Origin of the sequence: Phaeobacter sp. B1627 (genome assembly GCF_006265095.1) — a bacterium.
Lineage (GTDB): Bacteria > Pseudomonadota > Alphaproteobacteria > Rhodobacterales > Rhodobacteraceae > Epibacterium.
In genome coordinates this window covers 26,356-42,883 of sequence record NZ_VCNK01000007.1, presented here as the reverse complement: position 1 = coordinate 42,883, position 16,528 = coordinate 26,356, and the positions used below count along the sequence as shown (strand labels likewise).

Sequence of the window (16,528 nt, the reverse complement as noted above, 5' to 3'; positions counted from 1 at the left end):
TGAAAGTCAGTTCTTTGGAGCTCATGGAAAAACCGGATTTATCACTTGAGGACGCCGCGCGCGGGCGTGGCTTCCTGCGGATCGCAGGGGTGGATGAGGTCGGACGCGGCCCCCTGGCGGGACCGGTCACGGCGGCTGCCGTCATATTGGATGTGAACGCCCTGCCCGAAGGGTTGAACGATTCCAAGAAATTGACGGCGAAGCGACGCGCCATTGCCGAAGCAGAGATCCTTGCCCGGTCAAATTGGGCCATTGCCCATGCGAGCGTGGAAGAGATCGATGCTCACAATATTCTCCGGGCCTCTCACCTGGCGATGGAACGGGCGGTGATGGCATTGGATCCGCTGCCTGATTTTCTGCTGATCGATGGCAATTTGATCCCCCGTGGCCTGACATTGCCGGCCGAAGCGGTGGTCAAGGGCGACGCCCGTTCGGTGTCGATTGCGGCGGCCTCGATCCTGGCCAAGGAGGCGCGCGATCGGATCATGGTGGATTTAGCGCAACAGTTTCCCGGATATGGATGGGACCGGAATGCTGGCTATCCCTCAAAACAACATCGAGAGGCCTTGGTTGAATTAGGTGTGACCCCACACCATAGGCGCTCGTTCAAGCCGGTCCACAAGATATTGTATCAAGAGTGAACCGCAGAACACTGATTTAAAAAACAAATTGACCTCGAATCCGGGATGACTCATCCTAAGAGCAACCAGAATGAGCGCATAAGCGCCGTGGTTATCGAGGCAGAGCAAATGAATAAAACCATCACGAAGGGTGCCGTTGAGGCGCTCCCTTTAAACACGATTCTAGGTGGCGATTGCATCGAGGCAATGGCGGGCTTGCCCGCGAACTCGATCGATATGATCTTTGCGGATCCGCCCTACAACCTGCAGCTCAAGGGGCAATTGCACCGCCCTGACAACTCCAAGGTTGATGCCGTTGACGACGATTGGGACCAGTTCTCCAGTTTTGGCGTCTACGATCAGTTTACCAAGGCCTGGCTGAAAGAGGCCCGTCGCATTCTGAAGCCAAACGGGGCGCTTTGGGTGATCGGCTCCTATCACAACATCTTCCGCGTGGGGTCCGCTCTGCAGGATGAAGGGTTTTGGATCCTCAACGATGTGGTCTGGCGGAAATCGAACCCGATGCCGAATTTCCGTGGCAAACGCTATACCAACGCACATGAGACCATGATCTGGGCGTCCAAGTCGGAAGGCGCAAAATATACCTTCAACTACGAGGCTCTGAAGGCGCTGAACGAAGGTATCCAGATGCGGTCCGACTGGGTGATGCCGATCTGCACCGGTCACGAGCGTCTGAAGGATGCCAATGGCGACAAGGCGCATCCGACGCAAAAACCCGAATCTCTGCTGCACCGAATTCTGGTCGGCTCGACCAATCCCGGCGATGTGGTGCTGGATCCCTTCTTCGGGACCGGCACGACCGGCGCTGTGGCCAAGATGCTGGGGCGGGAGTTCATCGGCATTGAGCGGGAAGAAAATTACCGCAAGGTTGCCGAGGCGCGCATTCGCAATGTGCGGAAGTTCGACCGCGAAGCGCTGCAGGTCTCGGCGTCAAAGCGGGCCGAGCCTCGTGTTCCCTTCGGTCAGCTGGTCGAGCGTGGCATGCTGCGCCCGGGAGATGAGTTGTATTCCATGAACCAGCGTCACAAGGCCAAGGTTCGGGCAGATGGCACGCTGATCGGAGACAATATCAAAGGGTCCATCCATCAGGTGGGCGCCCATCTGGAAAATGCCCCGTCGTGCAACGGCTGGACATATTGGTGCTTCAAACGCGAGGGCAAAACTGTCCCGATTGATGTGCTGAGACAACAGATCCGGGCGGAACTGCAGGGCTGAGGCCCCGGTTCATGCCCGCAGTGGAAGCCGACGGTGCGCTGCTCGACAGAGGCGGCGCATCGCACCTCACCCCGCCCTTTCCGGCGGGGTTTTTTGGGCTGTGGCCCGGATCATGCGTGCAACTGCCGTCCCGCCCGCCTAGGTTGGCACCACGAAGCCGACAGTCTATGAAATTGCTGGAGTGGACGGGATGACCGACGACGCAAAAACCGGACCAGACACCCCGCCAGGAGGCAGAACAGACCCCGTCTCGCAGGACGTCGGGCTGGAGACAAAATACATCCGGGAGGCGTTGGAAGAGCACAAGCGCCACGGCGTGGAGATGGCCGTTCTGGCGCGCTGGATCGTGATGCCGATCGTCGCGGTCTTCCTTGTGATCGCCTACCCCCACTATTCGCAGTTCTACTACGTGGGGCTGCTGGGGCTCTTGTGTATAAACGGGTTTTTCATCCGTCGCCTGGCCCGCGTGGGGCGGTCCCGTGCCGAAGTGGCCCTGATCATGCTGGATCTCGTTTTGATGACCATCGGTATGGTCTGTCCCAATCCGCTGGACACGGAGGGCTTGCCCCTGCCGATCAACTATCACTACGGTAACTTCCTGTATTTCTTCATTATCCTGGCCGCAGGGACGTTGGCCTATAGCTGGCGCACTGTGCTGGGAATCGGCCTTTGGACGAGCACGATCTGGCTGGGTGGCGCAGCTCTGGCCTGGCTCTTCATGACGCCCGACGAAGAGCTCGGTGCCCATGTGCAGTCGACCTTTGCCGCATGGCCCCATCTGCAGATACTGTTTGACCCGAATGACATCGACTTTCGCTCCCGAATTCAGGAGGCGATGGTTTTCCTGATGGTTGCCGCGATTCTGGCGCAATCGACGCGGCGGTTTTATCTGATGCTGGACCGGAACGCGGGCCTTGCCCGGGAGCGGGCCAATTTGTCGCGCTACTTCTCGCCCAATGTCGTCGAACAACTTTCGCAGAATGACGAGCCGTTGAAACAGGTGCGGATGGAGAATGTCGCCGTGCTGTTCATCGATATTGTCGGCTTTACCAAGCTGGCTGCGACGATGCGGCCGGTTGAGGTCATCGAGCTGCTGAGGGGGTTTCATGGCCGCATGGAACAGGAGGTCTTTCGCCATGGCGGAACGCTGGACAAATATCTCGGCGATGGTCTGATGGCGACATTCGGCACCCCGGTCCCCGGCGAGGCCGATGCGTCACGGGCGTTGGCCTGCGCGCGCGCCATGTGTGAAGTCCTGGCCCAGTGGAATGCCGAGCGGGTAACGCGCGGAGAGCCGGAAATCACGGCAGGCATCGGCATACATTTTGGCGAAACGGTTCAGGGGGATATCGGCGCCAACCGTCTGGAATATGCGGTGATCGGAACCGCTGTGAATGTGGCATCGCGGCTTGAGGCGATGACCCGGAGCCTGTCTGCGCAAATCGCGATGAGCGATGCCCTGTGCAATCAGGTCCAGCAAGAAGGCGGCGCGGACGATCTGCTGCAAGGCTTCACCTTTCATCCGGATCAAACCATCCGCGGGCTGGCGCAGCCCCTATCGATCTGGTCGCTGGAACGGCCGTGACGCGCTGGGCAGAAGCGCGGACGCGACTGCTTGCTCGGCGTCGATTTTGGGTCGGTATCGCGCGGCGCGCCTAGCGAGGCCAGGGATTGCTGGCCTTGTTATAGTGGGTCCAGTTGGTGATTTCCGGGTAGTAAGTCTGTCGCCAGCGGCGCACTTTCGGGTTCATCACGCGCCGCCACAGGGGCGGGATCATGGCCGCGATCGTCATCACCGGGTAGCCAAAAGGCAACTGTGGCGCGTCTGCCGCGCTGTAGGTTTGCAAGAGCGGAAACCGCCGGTCGGGTTTGTAATGATGATCTGAATGGCGTTGCAGGTTGATCAACAGCCAATTGGACGCTTTTTGCGCCGCATTCCACGAGTGATGCGGCTTCACATGTTCGTATTTGCCCGCGCCGAGATGTTTGCGCGTCAGCCCGTAATGCTCGATGTAGTTCACCAGCTCCAGCTGCCAGATCGCAACACCGGCCTGTACCAGAAACAGCAGCACGCCGGAAAAACCCCCGAGCAGCAGCGCAAGAAGCAGCATCGCCGCCTGCAGGGTCCAATAGCGGAAAAACGGATTGCTGCGGTGGCTCCAGGGGAGCCCCCTGCGCGCGAGGCGACTGGCCTCGGCCTGAAAGGCGGAGCGCAGGCATTGTTGCAGAACCCGGGGGTAATATCGGTGGAAACCCTCGTTGTAGCGTGCCGTGACCGGGTCGCGAGGGGTGCCCACATAGCGATGATGAACCAGCAAATGTTCCGAGCGGAAGTGGGAATAAAGGACCATCGCCAACAAGATGTCGGCCATCCATCGTTCCATGCGGTTGGTCTGGTGCATCAGCTCGTGGCTATAATTGATCCCTATGGTGCCCGAGATCACCCCCATTCCGAAGAAGACACCGAATTTCTCAACACTACTCAGATGGCCGGCGCCGGTGACATAGGCCAGCAGCCCAAAGAGCGTGAGGAATTGCAGCGGCACCCAGATTGCGGTCAGGCGGATATACCAGGTCAGATCGGCTTCGGTGCTGTGTGGATCGGCATTGTCCAGATCCAGACCAAGCACGCCGTCCAGCGCCGCAAACAGATACCAGGTGGCCAGCGGCGGCAGAAGGACCCACCATCCCCCGAGCACCGCGCCGATCCAGACCATCGGCAACAGCACAAGCGACAGCCAGAACGGCAGCGCGTGACGCCAATTGCGCAGTTGGGCGGCTGATATGAACTGGTCCATTTCGAACTCCGGAGGGCTTGCGGTTTGCTCCCCAAGCCTAGACCCGTTCGGCCCCCGACCCAAGGGGCACTTCAGCACATGTCGTCCCGTATCAGATCGTAGGCCTTGCGCATTACTGTCGGCAGGTCGGAAGGGCGAAACCTATGACGATGCAGGATTTCCTGACCCGGGGCGGGCAAGTGGTCCGGGGGCAGCTCAGCGGTGCGGACCTGCAGGATCAGGTGAAAATGGGTGAAGGTATGGCGCACTTCTGCCGTCGGTTTCTGCCACTCTGCGGCAAATGGCGGAGTGTCCTTTGGCGAGTCCTCCCACTCCGATCCGGGCCAGCACAGCATGCCTCCCAACAACCCTTTGTCCGGGCGTCTCTCCAGCAGCCAGTCGCCGCTAGCGGAGCGTGCGAGATAGACAAACCCGTATCGCGTCGGCTTGGCTTTCTTTGGGGTTTTCCTGGGGAGGACAGCGGCTGTGCCTTCTGCCCGGGCGCGGCAGGGCGGACGCCATGGGCAAATCCCGCAGGCCGGAGATTTTGGCGTACAGATCGTTGCGCCAAGGTCCATCACCGCCTGGGCATAGTCGCCGGGACGGGAGGGTGGCGTCAGCGCTGCGGCGTGGTCCTTCAGCACCGGCTTGACTGCGGGCAGCGGGTCATGTTCGTTGTGCAGCCTGGCCATGACCCGTTCGACATTGCCATCCAGCACGGTTTCGGGGCGATCAAAGGCGATGGCGGAAATCGCGGCCGCCGTGTAGGGACCGATGCCGGGCAGGGCGATCAGCCCGTCATATGTATCGGGGAAAACCCCGCCGAGGTCATGGGCCACCACGCGCGCACATTTCAGCAGGTTCCGCGCCCGGGCATAGTAGCCGAGACCGGCCCATTCCCCCATGACATCCGCGTCCGCGGCCTCTGCAAGATCGGTGACCGCTGGCCAGCGACGGGTGAAACGCTCGAAATACTCCCGGACGGCCGCAACGGTGGTTTGCTGCAGCATGACTTCGCTCAGCCAGATCCGGTAGGGGTCCGGGCGCTGACCCGCAGCCCGCGCGGCAGGCCCGATCCGCCAGGGCATCGTGCGGGCATTGTGGTCGTACCAGTCCAAAATCTCCCGGCTCAGCATTTCAGGAGAGGCTGCGAGGTCACGCATTCTTTATCCTTTGGTCTCTGGTTTGTCTGGTCTCTGGCCATCGGCCCTTTACAATAGGGCGAACACTCACGCAAAACCACAGACATGGCATTCAGACGACCCACCACACGCGGTTTCAAACGCACAGGCTCCTTGCTGAACGATCAGATTCGCAAGGCAGGCGAAAGCCGTGGGTTTGCGGTCTCTCGCCTTTTGACCCATTGGGAGGAAATCGTCGGGCCCGATCTGGCAGCGATGGCCCGCCCTGTAAAGGTCGGATATGGCCGGGGCGGCATCGGGGCGACGCTGACGGTGCTGACGACCGGGGCCTATGCGCCGATGCTGGAAATGCAAAAAGCCGCGCTGCGCGAGAAGGTCAACGCGGTCTATGGCTATAACGCCATCTCCAAGGTGCATATCACGCAAACCGCGCCGACCGGATTTTCCGAAGGTCAGGTGGATTTCCGATATGCCCCGAAAAAAGGGCGCACGCCGACCGAGGTTGCGCCAGAGGATGCGGCAGCTGTCCAGGAAACGGCCACCGGCGTCGAGAACGAAGATTTGCGCGCAGCACTCGAGCGGCTTGGGCGCAATGTACTGACACGACAAAAAACAACTCGAAAGGGGTAGAAATGACCCGTCTCATGTCCGGTATCTGCGCGGCTGTTGCCATAACCGCAGGAGCCTATGCCATCAATAATTTCGCCGATCGCGAGGGGGAGGTCAGCCTTCTGGATCTCAATCTCGTAGGTGCTGCGCAGGCACAGGAAACCACAGACGCGGCAGAGGTCGACACCTCTACCATCGTCGATATGGTGCAGGGGGCCGAGGATGCTCCGGTCACTTTGATCGAATATGCGTCCTACACCTGCCCGCATTGCGCCAATTTCCACGCGGATGCCTACAAGAAGCTGAAGGCGGATTTCATCGATACCGGCAAGGTCAAATTCATCTATCGCGAAGTCTACTTCGATCGTTTTGGCCTCTGGGCCTCAATGGTGGCCCGCTGCGGTGGCCAGGAGAAATTCTTCGGTATCACTGACCTGCTCTTCAAGGGTCAGTCCGACTGGGCACGCGCTGGTGATCCGAACCTGATTGTCGAAGAGTTGAAAAAGATCGGCCGTCTGGCGGGGATCGAGACGGCGCAGCTTGAGAGCTGCATGCAGGATGCGACCAACGCGCAAACGCTGGTGACCTGGTATCAGGAAAACGCCACCAGGGACGATATCAGTTCGACGCCGTCGTTCATTCTGAACGGCACCAAGATGTCGAACCAGCCCTACGCCGATATCAAGGCGCTGATCGAGGCCGAACTGGATGGCTGAGGGCAACAGCTTCTGAGCAATAGCTGACGTGACTGCGCCGCTTCCTCAGGCAGGGGGCGGCGCAATTTCTTTCAGCCGCGACAGCAGGTCGTCGGCTTGCGGAATCTGCAGGCGGACCGGTAGCGTAATGACCTTGTGGCGATAGCTGGCAGGCAGGCGCACGGCGTCCTTTTCGGTGGTGACCAATTGCGCCCCCAGCTGGCGGGAGTCCTGTTCCAAGCGGGCCAGCAGGCTCGGCGCAAGCGACTGGTGGTCGTCCAGCGCCTCCGCCCGGCAGAGATCGGCCCCGAGCGCGCGCAATGTCGCAAAGAACTTCTCCGGGTGACCGATGCCTGCAAAGGCCAGAACCCGGGTGCCGGACCAAGGCATGCCCGTGGGCAGCGGGGCCAGATGGCCTGTTACTCTGGGCACTGAAATTGCAGAACTCCAGATCTCGCCAAACCGTTGCTGAGCGGCCGTGTCGCCCAGCGACAGGATCAGATCGGCCCGTCGCAGCCCCACATCGACAGCTTCGCGCAGCGGCCCCGCGGGCAGGCAACGCCCATTGCCGAAGCCGCGCGCCGCATCCACCACAATGATCGACAGGTCCTTGGCCACCGAGGGATTTTGGAACCCATCGTCCATCACGATGACAGTTGCACCGGCGGCGCTGGCTGCCCGCACGCCCGCCGCGCGATCCTTTGCAACCCAGACCTCACCAAAGGCGGCCATCAGCAGGGGTTCGTCGCCGACATCAAACGCCACATGCTGTGCGGGATCGACCGAGATCGGCCCCTCCAGAGCGCCGCCGTATCCGCGTGAGACCACATGCACGTTGTGGCCCATGTCGCGAAGCTGTTCCTGCAGCCAGATCACGGTCGGGGTCTTGCCGGTCCCGCCGGCATTCAGATTGCCGACACAGATCACCGGCACCGAGGCCTGCAGGGGCTGGCCTCTTTTCAGGCGGGCAGCGGTCCCCCGACCATAGAGCCATCCAAGCGGGGCCAGCAGGCTGGCCCGCAGATCAAAACGATCAGGCGGGAGATTCCAGAACTCAGGCGGTCGCATCAGCATCCTCGCTTCGGTCCAGCAGATCCTGAATTTTATCGAGGAGCGTGTCTGTCATGGCTGCACCTTCGGTCACGACGCGCCAGCCTGCAAGGGCCATTTCAGCGGCCTGATCGGGAGAAGACAGGCGCAGCACCGCGTCTGTCAGTTCGTCCTCGCTATAGATCCGAACGGCGGCATCCAGCGCGGTAAGCCGTTGATAGGCCTGCGAATGAGCCACGATTCCGGGGCCGTGAATGATCGCCGAACCAAGCGCTGCCGCATCAAACGGGTTGCTGCCCTGTGCGCCCCGGATCAGGCTATTGCCCAGAAAACAGAGCGGACAAAGGCGATACCACAGGCCCAGATCCTCGGTCAGGCCGAGCACCACCTGCGTGTGGTCTTCCGGCTCCTCGCCAGCGTCCCAGTCGGCAAACCTCAGCCCTTCGCCGCGCAAAAGTCGCCGGGCTGCGTCCAGATCCTCCAATGTCTCCACGGTGAGAACCAGCAACAACCTGTGCAAGAGGCGCAGGGCCGCCCGATGTGCGTTCAGGACGGTCTGCAGCTCTGTCAGCGACAGCCGTGCGGCTAGCCACAGAGGCCTGCTGCTCAATTGTGACTGCAGGCGGATCAGCTCATCATCGTTGCAGCCCGGCGGGCTGGTGGATTGGAAAAGGCGGCCCAGGGTGCAGATCCGCTCTGATGGCACACCGGCCCGTTTCAGGCGCTCGGCCACGTCGGCGTCGGGGACCAGAAATTCAGCAAAGCCATTCAGCAGCCGGTGTCGCTGATCCGGCAGCCAGCGCGACGCACGACCCGGCAGCTCTTCCTCATCGATATCGACCAGAAGCGCGGGCAAGGTCCGGTCCCGGAGGTTTTTCATCAACCACCGTCGCATGCGTCCGCCTGTCCAGACGCACAAATCGGGCCTCCAATGGTCAAAGAACGCCCGTATCTCATTTGGCTGGTCGAGCGAAAGCGGGCCCATCGCGATATCGCAGCCTTCGGGAAGAAGAAGCGGTCGCATTTCCTCTTCCCAGGTGATCATCATGGTGAGGTCGGGCCGCATGGTCTTGAGGCGATTGCCAATGTCGCACAGCCCGAGGAGACGCTCCTGCGTGGTGGCATGCGCCCAGACAAGCTCGCCCGGCGGGCGCGCGGGGCGCATGGGGCCGGTGCTATGTGGATCCAGCGGCCAGTGCATCAGCGCGGGCTTTCCTCCGCCCGATAGACAAGGCGCGACAGAAGCTCCTGGTGCAGATCCGGTCCGCCCGCCACCACCCCGTTCTGCAGCGCATCGGGGCGATTGAAGGTCAATGCGCCGCCACTGCGGTCGGTGGCGATCCCGCCTGCCTCCTGCAGCAACAGGACACCGGCGGCGATATCCCATTCCCATGTGGGACGCAGGGTCAGCATTGCGTCATAGGAGCCATCGGCGACCCGGGCCATCCGATAGGCCAGCGAGGGGCGGTGACTGCGGCGAAACTCCGGAGGCGCGCCATCGGTCCAGTGCTCGGCGGCAAGGCTGGGCTTTGTGCTCAGAACGTGGGCGGTTGCGGGATCGGATGAGCGGCTGACACCGATGGGGGCGGCATTGCAGGTGGCGCCTTCTCCGGCTGCGGCCGCGAACAACAGTGCGCGCTGCGGGAGGTAAACGACGGCTGCCACCGGTTGTCCATCCTCGACGATGGCAAGTGAGTGCGCCCAGGTCCGGGAGCCATCGGCAAAGCTGCGGGTGCCGTCGATCGGATCAATGATGAACACCCGTTGGCAGGACAGCCGACCGGTCTCGTTGTCACTTTCCTCCGACAGCCAGCCGTAGTCGGGCCGCGCCGCTTTCAGCCGGTCCTCAAGGTAGCGGTTCACGGCCAGATCCGCCTCGGTGACGGGGCCGGCGCCATCCGGCTTGTCCCATTTGCGCGCCTCGGTGCCGACGAATTGCCCCGCAATCTCTCCGGCCGCCTGCGCCGCCGAGATCAGAAGGGACAGGTCATTCTCCGGCAAGTGTCATCCCTTCGACCAGCAGCGAGGGCACCACCCGGGACAGATATCTCCGCGCGTCATTGGCGGGCACCATGGTTTTCAGCATGTCCAGCAGGTTGCCTGCGATTGTCACCTCGTTCACCGGGAAGGCGATTTCGCCGTTCTCGATCCAGAACCCGGAGGCCCCGCGTGAATAATCGCCGGTGTTGGGGTTGATCGTGGATCCGATCATCGAGGTCACCAGCAGCCCGGTCCCCATGTCGTGGATCAAATCCGCACGGGTGTGTGATCCTTGCGTCAGGGAGATGTTCCAGTTCGACGGAGTGGGAACCGAGCCGATGCCGCGCGCGGCATTCCCGGTGCTGGCCATCCCGAGTTTGCGGGCGGAGGCCAGATCCATCGTCCATCCCGTCAAGACGCCATCTTCGACGATGGCGCGGCGCTGCGTGGGAAGCCCCTCGCTGTCAAAGGGGCGGGAGCCGGACATGCGCGGGCGAAACGGGTCTTCGATGATCGACAGCGTGTCCGGCAGGATCGTCGCGCCGAGACTGTCCTTCAGCCAGCTTGAGCCGCGCGCGATCGCCGCGCCGTTGGCCGCGCCCAGCAGGTGTCCCACCAGAGATGAGGAAATCCGTTCGTCAAACAGCACCGGATAGGAGCCTGTCTTGGGACGTCGCGCCCCGTGGCGCTCGGTGGCGCGGATGCCCGCGCGATGACCGATATCGGCGGCTGCGCGCAGATCGGACTGATAGGTGCGGGTGTCGCCATCGTAGTCGCGCTCCATCCCGGTGCCGGTTCCGGCAATGCCGACGCAGGACACAGAGCGGCTTGTGCGGGCGTAACCGCCTGAAAATCCGTTGCTTGCGGCCAGGTGGACATCATGGCGGCCATATCCCGCCGCGGCGGACTGCACTTGGGTAATCCCGTCAACGGCGGCACAGGCGGCTTCGGCCTCCAGCGCATCCTGTTGCAATGTGTCGGGTGCAGGTTCCGCACTCGGGTCTGCCATTTCAAGCGCGTCAATGTCCCAACGGGCCGCGAGCTGGCCGGGATCTGCCAATCCCGCATAGGGATCTTCGGGGGCCTCTTTCGCCATCTCGACGGCCCGTTGCGCCATTGCCGTCAGGGTGTCGGGACGCGTATCCGAAGAGGAAACCTGTGCCTGACGCTGCCCGACAAAAACCCGCAGGCCAATGTCGACCCCTTCTGATCGCTCGGCATGTTCCAGCGCCCCTTCGCGGACTTCGATCGACAGGGAGCTGCCCTTGGCCGCCATTGCATCGGCGGTTTCGGCACCGGCCTTGCGGGCGGCATCAAGGAGAGCGTGACAGAGTGCTTCCGGAGTTTGGGTCATGAGGGCCTTCATCAGTGAGCGGTGCTGAACAAGAGCTAGCCAGACCGTCGCCACACCGCAAGGCCCGGCCGTCATAAAAAAGGGCCACACCATCCCGGAGCGGCCCTTTTCGAGAGAGTGCTATGGGCGCTGATTTACTTCAGGCGCTGACCGTTGGCGAGTAGCTTCCCATCCTCGGTGATCTCGATTTTGGAGGTCAGCGTATCCTCGCCGGCACCCGGAACGGAGAACATCCCCATCATCATCCGCGCCCCCATTGCGTCGTCTTCCGACAGCAATCCAATGCCGATCAGCTTGTCCACCAAAGTATTGGCTCCAACCAGCTTCAGGTTTGCTTCACCGGAGGGGGCAGGGATGCCGTCGAAGCTGTCAAAGTCGGTATTGTCGAAGGTAAAGGCGCCGGTGCCGGTCAGCTCGGCGCCTGCAACGGAGAACAGTAGCTGGTTCACATCGACGGAGTTCACTTCGCCCGGCGCCACATTGCCCTGTTCGACGGCGGCCATTTGCGTCTCGTCCGTGAGGTCAAAGAACAATTTGACCTTGCCTGCCAGATCCAAAATCAGATTGGCCGGATCGTGGGGAAGGTCGCCGCTAGGATCGATCAGTCCCCAGACCATGTCCGGAACCGCAAAGTCGCGCAACGCAATGCCAAGGGCGAAATCCTGTTCTTCGTCAGATTTGCTGAGAGGCACGGCCAGATTCATGCCCATCTCGGCCATGCTGAGTGCGATCGGGAAGGGGATGTCGGTGCCCATCACGCTGAGCGTGGCGTCTGTCTGCACCACATCGTATGCCATACCCGCAGAGCTGAGATTGACGTTGAATTCGCCACCCTGAGAGGACGTCTGGAGGGTGATATTGTCCCCGTCGTCAGATCCGATGATATTGCTGTTGCCACTTTCAACGGTGAAATTGATCGCATAGGACAGGCCTGCAGAAATCATCGCAGCCATATCGGCCGGATGCTCGACCGTTGGAATGGTCATGTCGCCGGTGGATTTGAATCCCTGCAATAACCCGCTGAACTGCGCCGTCCCCTGGTCTTCGGGGTCCTTCACGACAACGTCGTAGACGAGCGAGGCAATCGACATGACCTGCGTATAGGAGCGTATGTCATCGATCCGCATGACGGTGTCACTGGTGACGTCGTTGAGGGTGAGGTTCAGCGCGGTGCCCTCGAAGGGCTCTGATTTGCCGTCGATGAGCAAGTCTTCGAGCCGGAGCGAGGCAACGGCGGTGTTGTAGACATATTCCATGCGGCTGGTGTCGCCACTGACGACCATCGGGCTGCCATCATGGGAGTAGAGAAGCGTTCCGCTGGCGTCTTCTGCGTTGCCGCTCACGTTGAAGGCCATCGGAAACTGAGGGGGCAGCAGGACATTGACAGTGCCATCGCCGTTTTCCACAAACTCGATCTTGCCCAGATCAAGCGAGACGCGGGAGGCATCCGTGGTCATCGACATCTGGATGTCGGAGACGACCAGAGCAACGCCGGCCCGCGACTCCGCGCCGGTCACCTCATAGCCAACGTCAGCTAGGTAGGCCTTCCAGTCTGACCAGACGTCCTCGGCGCTCAGATCAGCGTGCGCCGCCTGTGCCAACAAGAAGATTGGGGCAACAAGACCCAGACCGCGAAGAGGAGAAACAGACATAGAAGAACCTTTCCTGACGTAGAATGGGGCGAACCTCTCTGTTCGCGCGGTCGTGGTCAAGGCGCCAATCGCTGGACCCTTGCCCCTTTGGCAGTTTAACACAGATGCAGACGAGGATTTGGAGAGATTTTATGACCTTCGCAGATAAAACAGTTGTGATCTCGGGCGCCAGCAGAGGTATCGGAGCAGATGCAGCAAGGGTTTTTGCCGCGGCTGGCGCCAATGTCGCGCTTCTGGCGCGCAGCACATCCGCACTCGAAGAGCTGGCCGCAGAGATCGGCGACAAAGCGCTTGCCCTGGCCTGTGACGTTTCGGATTACGCCGCGGTGGAGGCGGCCTTTGCAAAGGCGCGCAGCACATTCGGCAGCCTGGACGTCCTGATCTGCAACGCGGGCCTGATTGATCCGATTGCACGGCTGCAGGACGCGACCCCGGCCGACTGGGCGCAGCTGATCGATGTAAATATCACAGGCGTGTTCAACATGATGCACGCAGGCCTGCCGCATCTGAAGGCCGCCGGCGGTGGCTCCGTGCTGACCATCGGCTCTGGCGCGTCCCAGCGTCCGCTGGAAGGCTGGAGCGCCTATTGCACCTCAAAGGCTGGCGCGGCGATGCTGACGCAGGCATTGCACCTGGAAGAGGGCGACAACGGCATTCGCGTTCTGGGCCTGTCGCCGGGCACTGTTGCCACGGCAATGCAGCGCGAGATCAAGGCCAGTGGCTTGAACCCGGTGAGCCAGCTCGACTGGGAGGACCACATTCCTGCGGAATGGCCCGCGCGCACGCTGTTGTGGATGTGCGGTCCCGATGCGGATGAGTTCATCGGGACGGAAATTTCACTGCGCGACGAGAGCATCCGCAAGCGCGTGGGTCTGGTGTGATCCAGAGCACGCAAACGGCGCGTGGGCTTTGGACGGTCCGGCTGAACCGGCCGGACAAGGCCAACGCGCTGACGCCTGAAATGCTGGAGGAACTGATCGACACGGTGGATCGGGCGCAGCAGGCCAGAGCGCTGATCCTGACGGGTGTCGGCAAGGTCTTCAGCGCCGGGGCCGATCTGGATGCAGCCCGCGCGGGTCTTGCGACCTCGCCCCTGTGGGAGGATCTGTCAGCACGGCTCGCTGCGCTGCCCTGTCTGAAGATCGCGGCATTGAATGGCACAGTCGCGGGTGGGGCGAACGGCATGGTTCTGGCCTGCGACATCCGCATTGCGGTGCCGGGCCTGAAGGTGTTTTACCCGGTGATGCGACTGGGCTATCTGCCGCAACCTTCTGATGTTGTGCGGTTGCGGGCGCTGATCGGGCCTGCGCGCACCAGAATGCTCCTGGTGGCAGGACAGAAATTCAGCGCCCGTGAGGCCTATGATTTCGGGTTGATCGACCGGATTGTCGAACCGGAGGATCTGATGTCCGTTGCCGGGGATCTGGCCGATCCGACGCTGGATGCGGACCCGGACAGGGCAGCGGCGATCCTTCGGAGTTGCTCGTGACGGGAGTGGGCGCGGCGGAGGTGGCTGCAAGCGGAGTGACAGCATGGGGCAGATATTGGTGGCAGAAGTGACGCTGTCCATTGTGGCAGGGCTGCGCGGGATCCGGCAGATGGCAAACGCGGCATGAGCGATTGTGACGCTGTGGTGATCGGCAGTGGTCCGGCGGGGTTGATGGCCGCCGGAGAGATCGCGCGCGCCGGATATCGGGTGATGCTGGTGGAGGCCAAGCCCTCGCCTGCGCGAAAGTTCCTGATGGCGGGGAAATCCGGGCTCAACCTGACAAAGGCCGAACCTGCCGACCTGTTTCTGTCCCGGTTTGGCGCTGCGCAGGACTGGCTCGCCCCGATCCTGAGGGCGTTTGATGGGCAGGCCGTTCAGGACTGGGCGCGGGGCTTGGGACAGAGCGTGTTCACCGGATCGACGGGGCGGGTGTTCCCCACTGTCATGAAGGGGTCACCGCTGCTGCGCGCCTGGCTGGCAGAGCTGGATGGGTTGGGCGTGCTGCGCCACACGCGCTGGCGATGGACAGGTTGGGACGCCGGGGCGCTGGCCTTTGACACCCCGGACGGGCCGCGTCTGATCCAGGCCCGCGCCTCTGTGCTGGCGCTGGGCGGTGCGAGCTGGGCGCGGCTTGGCTCTGATGGGGCCTGGGCCGGGCTGCTGGCGGCGCGTGGCGTGAAGCTGGCGCCGTTTCAGCCGTCCAACGCGGCCCTGTCGCTGCAGTGGAGTTCGCATATGGCACCGCAGTTTGGCGCTGCGATCAAATCGGTGGAGTGGCATGCGGGCGACCTTCGCGGACGCGGCGAGGCCACAATCTCGCAGCGCGGGTTGGAAGGGGGCGGTCTTTACCCGCTGACGCCGGCCCTGCGCGCGGAGCATCCGCTGCGGGTTGACCTGTTGCCCGATCTGACCATGGAAGAGATCGCCAAACGGCTGTCCCGTCCGCGTGGCAAATCCAGCTGGGCCAATCATTTGCGCCGTGTGTTGGCCCTGGGTCCGGTCAAAACTGCGGTGCTGCAGGAATTCGGCCGCCCGTTGCCGCAAGATCCGGCGGCACTGGCGCAGGTCCTCAAGTCGCTGCCGGTGCGCCATGCGGGTCTGCGGCCTCTGGACGAAGCCATTTCCACGGCCGGCGGGGTCCGCCGAGACGCCATGGACGACGGGCTCATGCTGACGGCCGTCCCGGGTATGTTCTGCGCCGGGGAAATGCTGGATTGGGAGGCCCCCACAGGCGGCTACCTCCTGACCGCCTGTCTGGCCACCGGGCGCTGGGCCGGGCGGGCGGCGGCGCGCTATTTGGCAAGCGACGCGGTTCGCTGAAAGGCGGGGCGGGCACGCATCCGCTTGCCATAGGAAACGAGCCGCTCGCTGTTGACATCGAACTTGGCGCCGCGTGCCCAATTGAGGCAATGCGTCAGCAGGATATCGGCAATGGTGAAGCTGTCTCCGGCGACAAAATCTCCGGTCATCCGCCCCTCGATCCGCGCAACGGACCGGCCAAATTCCCAGCGCAGCGAGGGCTTTATCTCCGGCACCCGATGCTCCTCGGGCAAGGCAAAGCTATGGCGGGCGGCAGTCCACAAAAGCGCATCCATCTCATCTATCACCATATTGGTGATCGCATCCTGTTTTGCCCGGGCCAGGCTGCCTGTCGGCGCGGTCAAGCCGCCATGCTTGTCGGCAAGGTAGGTTATGATCGCCACGGAATCCGTAATTATCTCGCCATCTTCTAGCAGTACGGGCACTTTGCCGGACGGATTGTACGCCCGGACCGCATCGCTTTGAGGAGAGGCCGGATCCAGCGCGTAGGGAACGCCCAGTTCCTCCAGTGCCCAAAGCACACGAAATGTGCGGGTCATGGGTTTTCCGATGACTTTGTACATTGTTGATCCTCCCTCAGATGCGACAGCGTTGCTGCAACTGC

At 62.1% G+C, this 16,528-nt stretch carries 16 protein-coding genes; 8 read left to right on the top strand and 8 right to left on the bottom strand.

The genetic code is table 11. From position 1 onward, the window contains the following. The first annotated feature begins 23 nt into the window (after nucleotides 1–23). The 3 genes from FGE21_RS05730 to FGE21_RS05720 all read left to right on the top strand — a co-directional run bounded on the left by FGE21_RS05730 (nucleotide 24) and on the right by FGE21_RS05720 (nucleotide 3,441). The gene (locus tag FGE21_RS05730; protein ID WP_139662340.1) at nucleotides 24–641 is read left to right on the top strand and encodes a ribonuclease HII; all 618 of its coding nucleotides are present in this window, start codon (nucleotides 24–26) and stop codon (nucleotides 639–641) included. Nucleotides 642–749: 108 nt separating this feature from the next. Further along, on the top strand, nucleotides 750–1,856 hold the full coding sequence (locus FGE21_RS05725; protein WP_139662339.1) for a site-specific DNA-methyltransferase: 1,107 nt from the start codon (nucleotides 750–752) through the stop codon (nucleotides 1,854–1,856). Nucleotides 1,857–2,046: 190 nt separating this feature from the next. Further along, nucleotides 2,047–3,441: an adenylate/guanylate cyclase domain-containing protein gene (locus FGE21_RS05720; RefSeq protein WP_139662338.1), complete on the top strand. Its 1,395-nt coding sequence runs from the start codon at nucleotides 2,047–2,049 to the stop codon at nucleotides 3,439–3,441. Between the two features lie 70 nt (nucleotides 3,442–3,511). Here FGE21_RS05720 and FGE21_RS05715 read toward each other — a convergent pair whose 3' ends face one another. Beyond that, nucleotides 3,512–4,654: an alkane 1-monooxygenase gene (locus FGE21_RS05715; RefSeq protein ID WP_139662337.1), complete on the bottom strand. Its 1,143-nt coding sequence runs from the start codon at nucleotides 4,652–4,654 to the stop codon at nucleotides 3,512–3,514. A 71-nt stretch (nucleotides 4,655–4,725) separates the two neighbouring features. Further along, nucleotides 4,726–5,796 carry an A/G-specific adenine glycosylase gene (mutY, locus tag FGE21_RS05710; protein ID WP_139662336.1) on the bottom strand — a complete coding sequence of 357 codons (1,071 nt, stop codon included), beginning with the start codon at nucleotides 5,794–5,796 and terminating at the stop codon, nucleotides 4,726–4,728. Between the two features lie 84 nt (nucleotides 5,797–5,880). On the opposite strand from mutY, the gene FGE21_RS05705 reads away from it, so the two are divergent. Both FGE21_RS05705 and FGE21_RS05700 read left to right on the top strand, forming a co-directional pair. After that, nucleotides 5,881–6,405: a DUF721 domain-containing protein gene (locus tag FGE21_RS05705; RefSeq protein WP_139662335.1), complete on the top strand. Its 525-nt coding sequence runs from the start codon at nucleotides 5,881–5,883 to the stop codon at nucleotides 6,403–6,405. A 2-nt stretch (nucleotides 6,406–6,407) separates the two neighbouring features. Beyond that, nucleotides 6,408–7,100: a DsbA family protein gene (locus FGE21_RS05700; RefSeq protein ID WP_139662334.1), complete on the top strand. Its 693-nt coding sequence runs from the start codon at nucleotides 6,408–6,410 to the stop codon at nucleotides 7,098–7,100. Nucleotides 7,101–7,145: 45 nt separating this feature from the next. On the opposite strand, the gene lpxK is transcribed toward FGE21_RS05700, so the two are convergent. The 5 genes from lpxK to FGE21_RS05675 form a co-directional block, all read right to left on the bottom strand. After that, on the bottom strand, nucleotides 7,146–8,147 hold the full coding sequence (lpxK, locus tag FGE21_RS05695; protein WP_139662333.1) for a tetraacyldisaccharide 4'-kinase: 1,002 nt from the start codon (nucleotides 8,145–8,147) through the stop codon (nucleotides 7,146–7,148). Then, a complete protein-coding gene (locus FGE21_RS05690) occupies nucleotides 8,134–9,330 on the bottom strand; it encodes a 3-deoxy-D-manno-octulosonic acid transferase (RefSeq protein WP_139662332.1) in 1,197 nt (398 codons plus the stop codon). The genes lpxK and FGE21_RS05690 overlap by 14 nt, the downstream gene beginning before the upstream one ends. Further along, nucleotides 9,330–10,130 carry a 3'(2'),5'-bisphosphate nucleotidase CysQ gene (locus tag FGE21_RS05685; protein ID WP_139662331.1) on the bottom strand — a complete coding sequence of 267 codons (801 nt, stop codon included), beginning with the start codon at nucleotides 10,128–10,130 and terminating at the stop codon, nucleotides 9,330–9,332. The genes FGE21_RS05690 and FGE21_RS05685 overlap by 1 nt, the downstream gene beginning before the upstream one ends. Further along, on the bottom strand, nucleotides 10,117–11,463 hold the full coding sequence (locus FGE21_RS05680; protein WP_139662330.1) for a TldD/PmbA family protein: 1,347 nt from the start codon (nucleotides 11,461–11,463) through the stop codon (nucleotides 10,117–10,119). The genes FGE21_RS05685 and FGE21_RS05680 overlap by 14 nt, the downstream gene beginning before the upstream one ends. A 134-nt stretch (nucleotides 11,464–11,597) precedes the next feature. Beyond that, nucleotides 11,598–13,115, bottom strand: a complete 1,518-nt coding sequence (locus tag FGE21_RS05675) for a DUF2125 domain-containing protein (protein WP_139662329.1) — start codon at nucleotides 13,113–13,115, stop codon at nucleotides 11,598–11,600. A 131-nt stretch (nucleotides 13,116–13,246) separates the two neighbouring features. Between FGE21_RS05675 and FGE21_RS05670 the strand changes: the two genes are divergently transcribed. The 3 genes from FGE21_RS05670 (at nucleotide 13,247) to FGE21_RS05660 (ending at nucleotide 15,924) form a co-directional block, all read left to right on the top strand. Beyond that, a complete protein-coding gene (locus tag FGE21_RS05670; RefSeq protein WP_139662328.1) occupies nucleotides 13,247–13,996 on the top strand; it encodes an SDR family oxidoreductase in 750 nt (249 codons plus the stop codon). Further along, nucleotides 13,993–14,604 carry an enoyl-CoA hydratase/isomerase family protein gene (locus FGE21_RS05665; protein ID WP_139662327.1) on the top strand — a complete coding sequence of 204 codons (612 nt, stop codon included), beginning with the start codon at nucleotides 13,993–13,995 and terminating at the stop codon, nucleotides 14,602–14,604. The genes FGE21_RS05670 and FGE21_RS05665 overlap by 4 nt, the downstream gene beginning before the upstream one ends. A gap of 123 nt (nucleotides 14,605–14,727) precedes the next feature. Beyond that, complete coding sequence (locus FGE21_RS05660; RefSeq protein ID WP_139662326.1) at nucleotides 14,728–15,924, top strand: TIGR03862 family flavoprotein; 1,197 nt, start codon at nucleotides 14,728–14,730, stop codon at nucleotides 15,922–15,924. Here the strand turns inward: FGE21_RS05660 and FGE21_RS05655 are convergent. Beyond that, complete coding sequence (locus FGE21_RS05655) at nucleotides 15,897–16,487, bottom strand: glutathione S-transferase family protein (RefSeq protein WP_139662325.1); 591 nt, start codon at nucleotides 16,485–16,487, stop codon at nucleotides 15,897–15,899. The two genes, FGE21_RS05660 and FGE21_RS05655, sit on opposite strands and share 28 nt — an antisense overlap. Nucleotides 16,488–16,528: the final 41 nt, after the last annotated feature.

What these genes read in the sequence shown, in the direction of transcription:
- FGE21_RS05730 (WP_139662340.1), top strand. Translation starts at nt 24, where the DNA reads ATGGAAAAACCGGATTTATCACTTGAGGACGCCGCGCGCGGGCGTGGC.
- FGE21_RS05725 (WP_139662339.1), top strand. Translation starts at nt 750, where the DNA reads ATGAATAAAACCATCACGAAGGGTGCCGTTGAGGCGCTCCCTTTAAAC.
- FGE21_RS05720 (WP_139662338.1), top strand. Translation starts at nt 2,047, where the DNA reads ATGACCGACGACGCAAAAACCGGACCAGACACCCCGCCAGGAGGCAGA.
- FGE21_RS05715 (WP_139662337.1), bottom strand. Translation starts at nt 4,654, where the DNA reads ATGGACCAGTTCATATCAGCCGCCCAACTGCGCAATTGGCGTCACGCG.
- mutY (WP_139662336.1), bottom strand. Translation starts at nt 5,796, where the DNA reads ATGCGTGACCTCGCAGCCTCTCCTGAAATGCTGAGCCGGGAGATTTTG.
- FGE21_RS05705 (WP_139662335.1), top strand. Translation starts at nt 5,881, where the DNA reads ATGGCATTCAGACGACCCACCACACGCGGTTTCAAACGCACAGGCTCC.
- FGE21_RS05700 (WP_139662334.1), top strand. Translation starts at nt 6,408, where the DNA reads ATGACCCGTCTCATGTCCGGTATCTGCGCGGCTGTTGCCATAACCGCA.
- lpxK (WP_139662333.1), bottom strand. Translation starts at nt 8,147, where the DNA reads ATGCGACCGCCTGAGTTCTGGAATCTCCCGCCTGATCGTTTTGATCTG.
- FGE21_RS05690 (WP_139662332.1), bottom strand. Translation starts at nt 9,330, where the DNA reads ATGCACTGGCCGCTGGATCCACATAGCACCGGCCCCATGCGCCCCGCG.
- FGE21_RS05680 (WP_139662330.1), bottom strand. Translation starts at nt 11,463, where the DNA reads ATGACCCAAACTCCGGAAGCACTCTGTCACGCTCTCCTTGATGCCGCC.
- FGE21_RS05675 (WP_139662329.1), bottom strand. Translation starts at nt 13,115, where the DNA reads ATGTCTGTTTCTCCTCTTCGCGGTCTGGGTCTTGTTGCCCCAATCTTC.
- FGE21_RS05670 (WP_139662328.1), top strand. Translation starts at nt 13,247, where the DNA reads ATGACCTTCGCAGATAAAACAGTTGTGATCTCGGGCGCCAGCAGAGGT.
- FGE21_RS05660 (WP_139662326.1), top strand. Translation starts at nt 14,728, where the DNA reads ATGAGCGATTGTGACGCTGTGGTGATCGGCAGTGGTCCGGCGGGGTTG.
- FGE21_RS05655 (WP_139662325.1), bottom strand. Translation starts at nt 16,487, where the DNA reads ATGTACAAAGTCATCGGAAAACCCATGACCCGCACATTTCGTGTGCTT.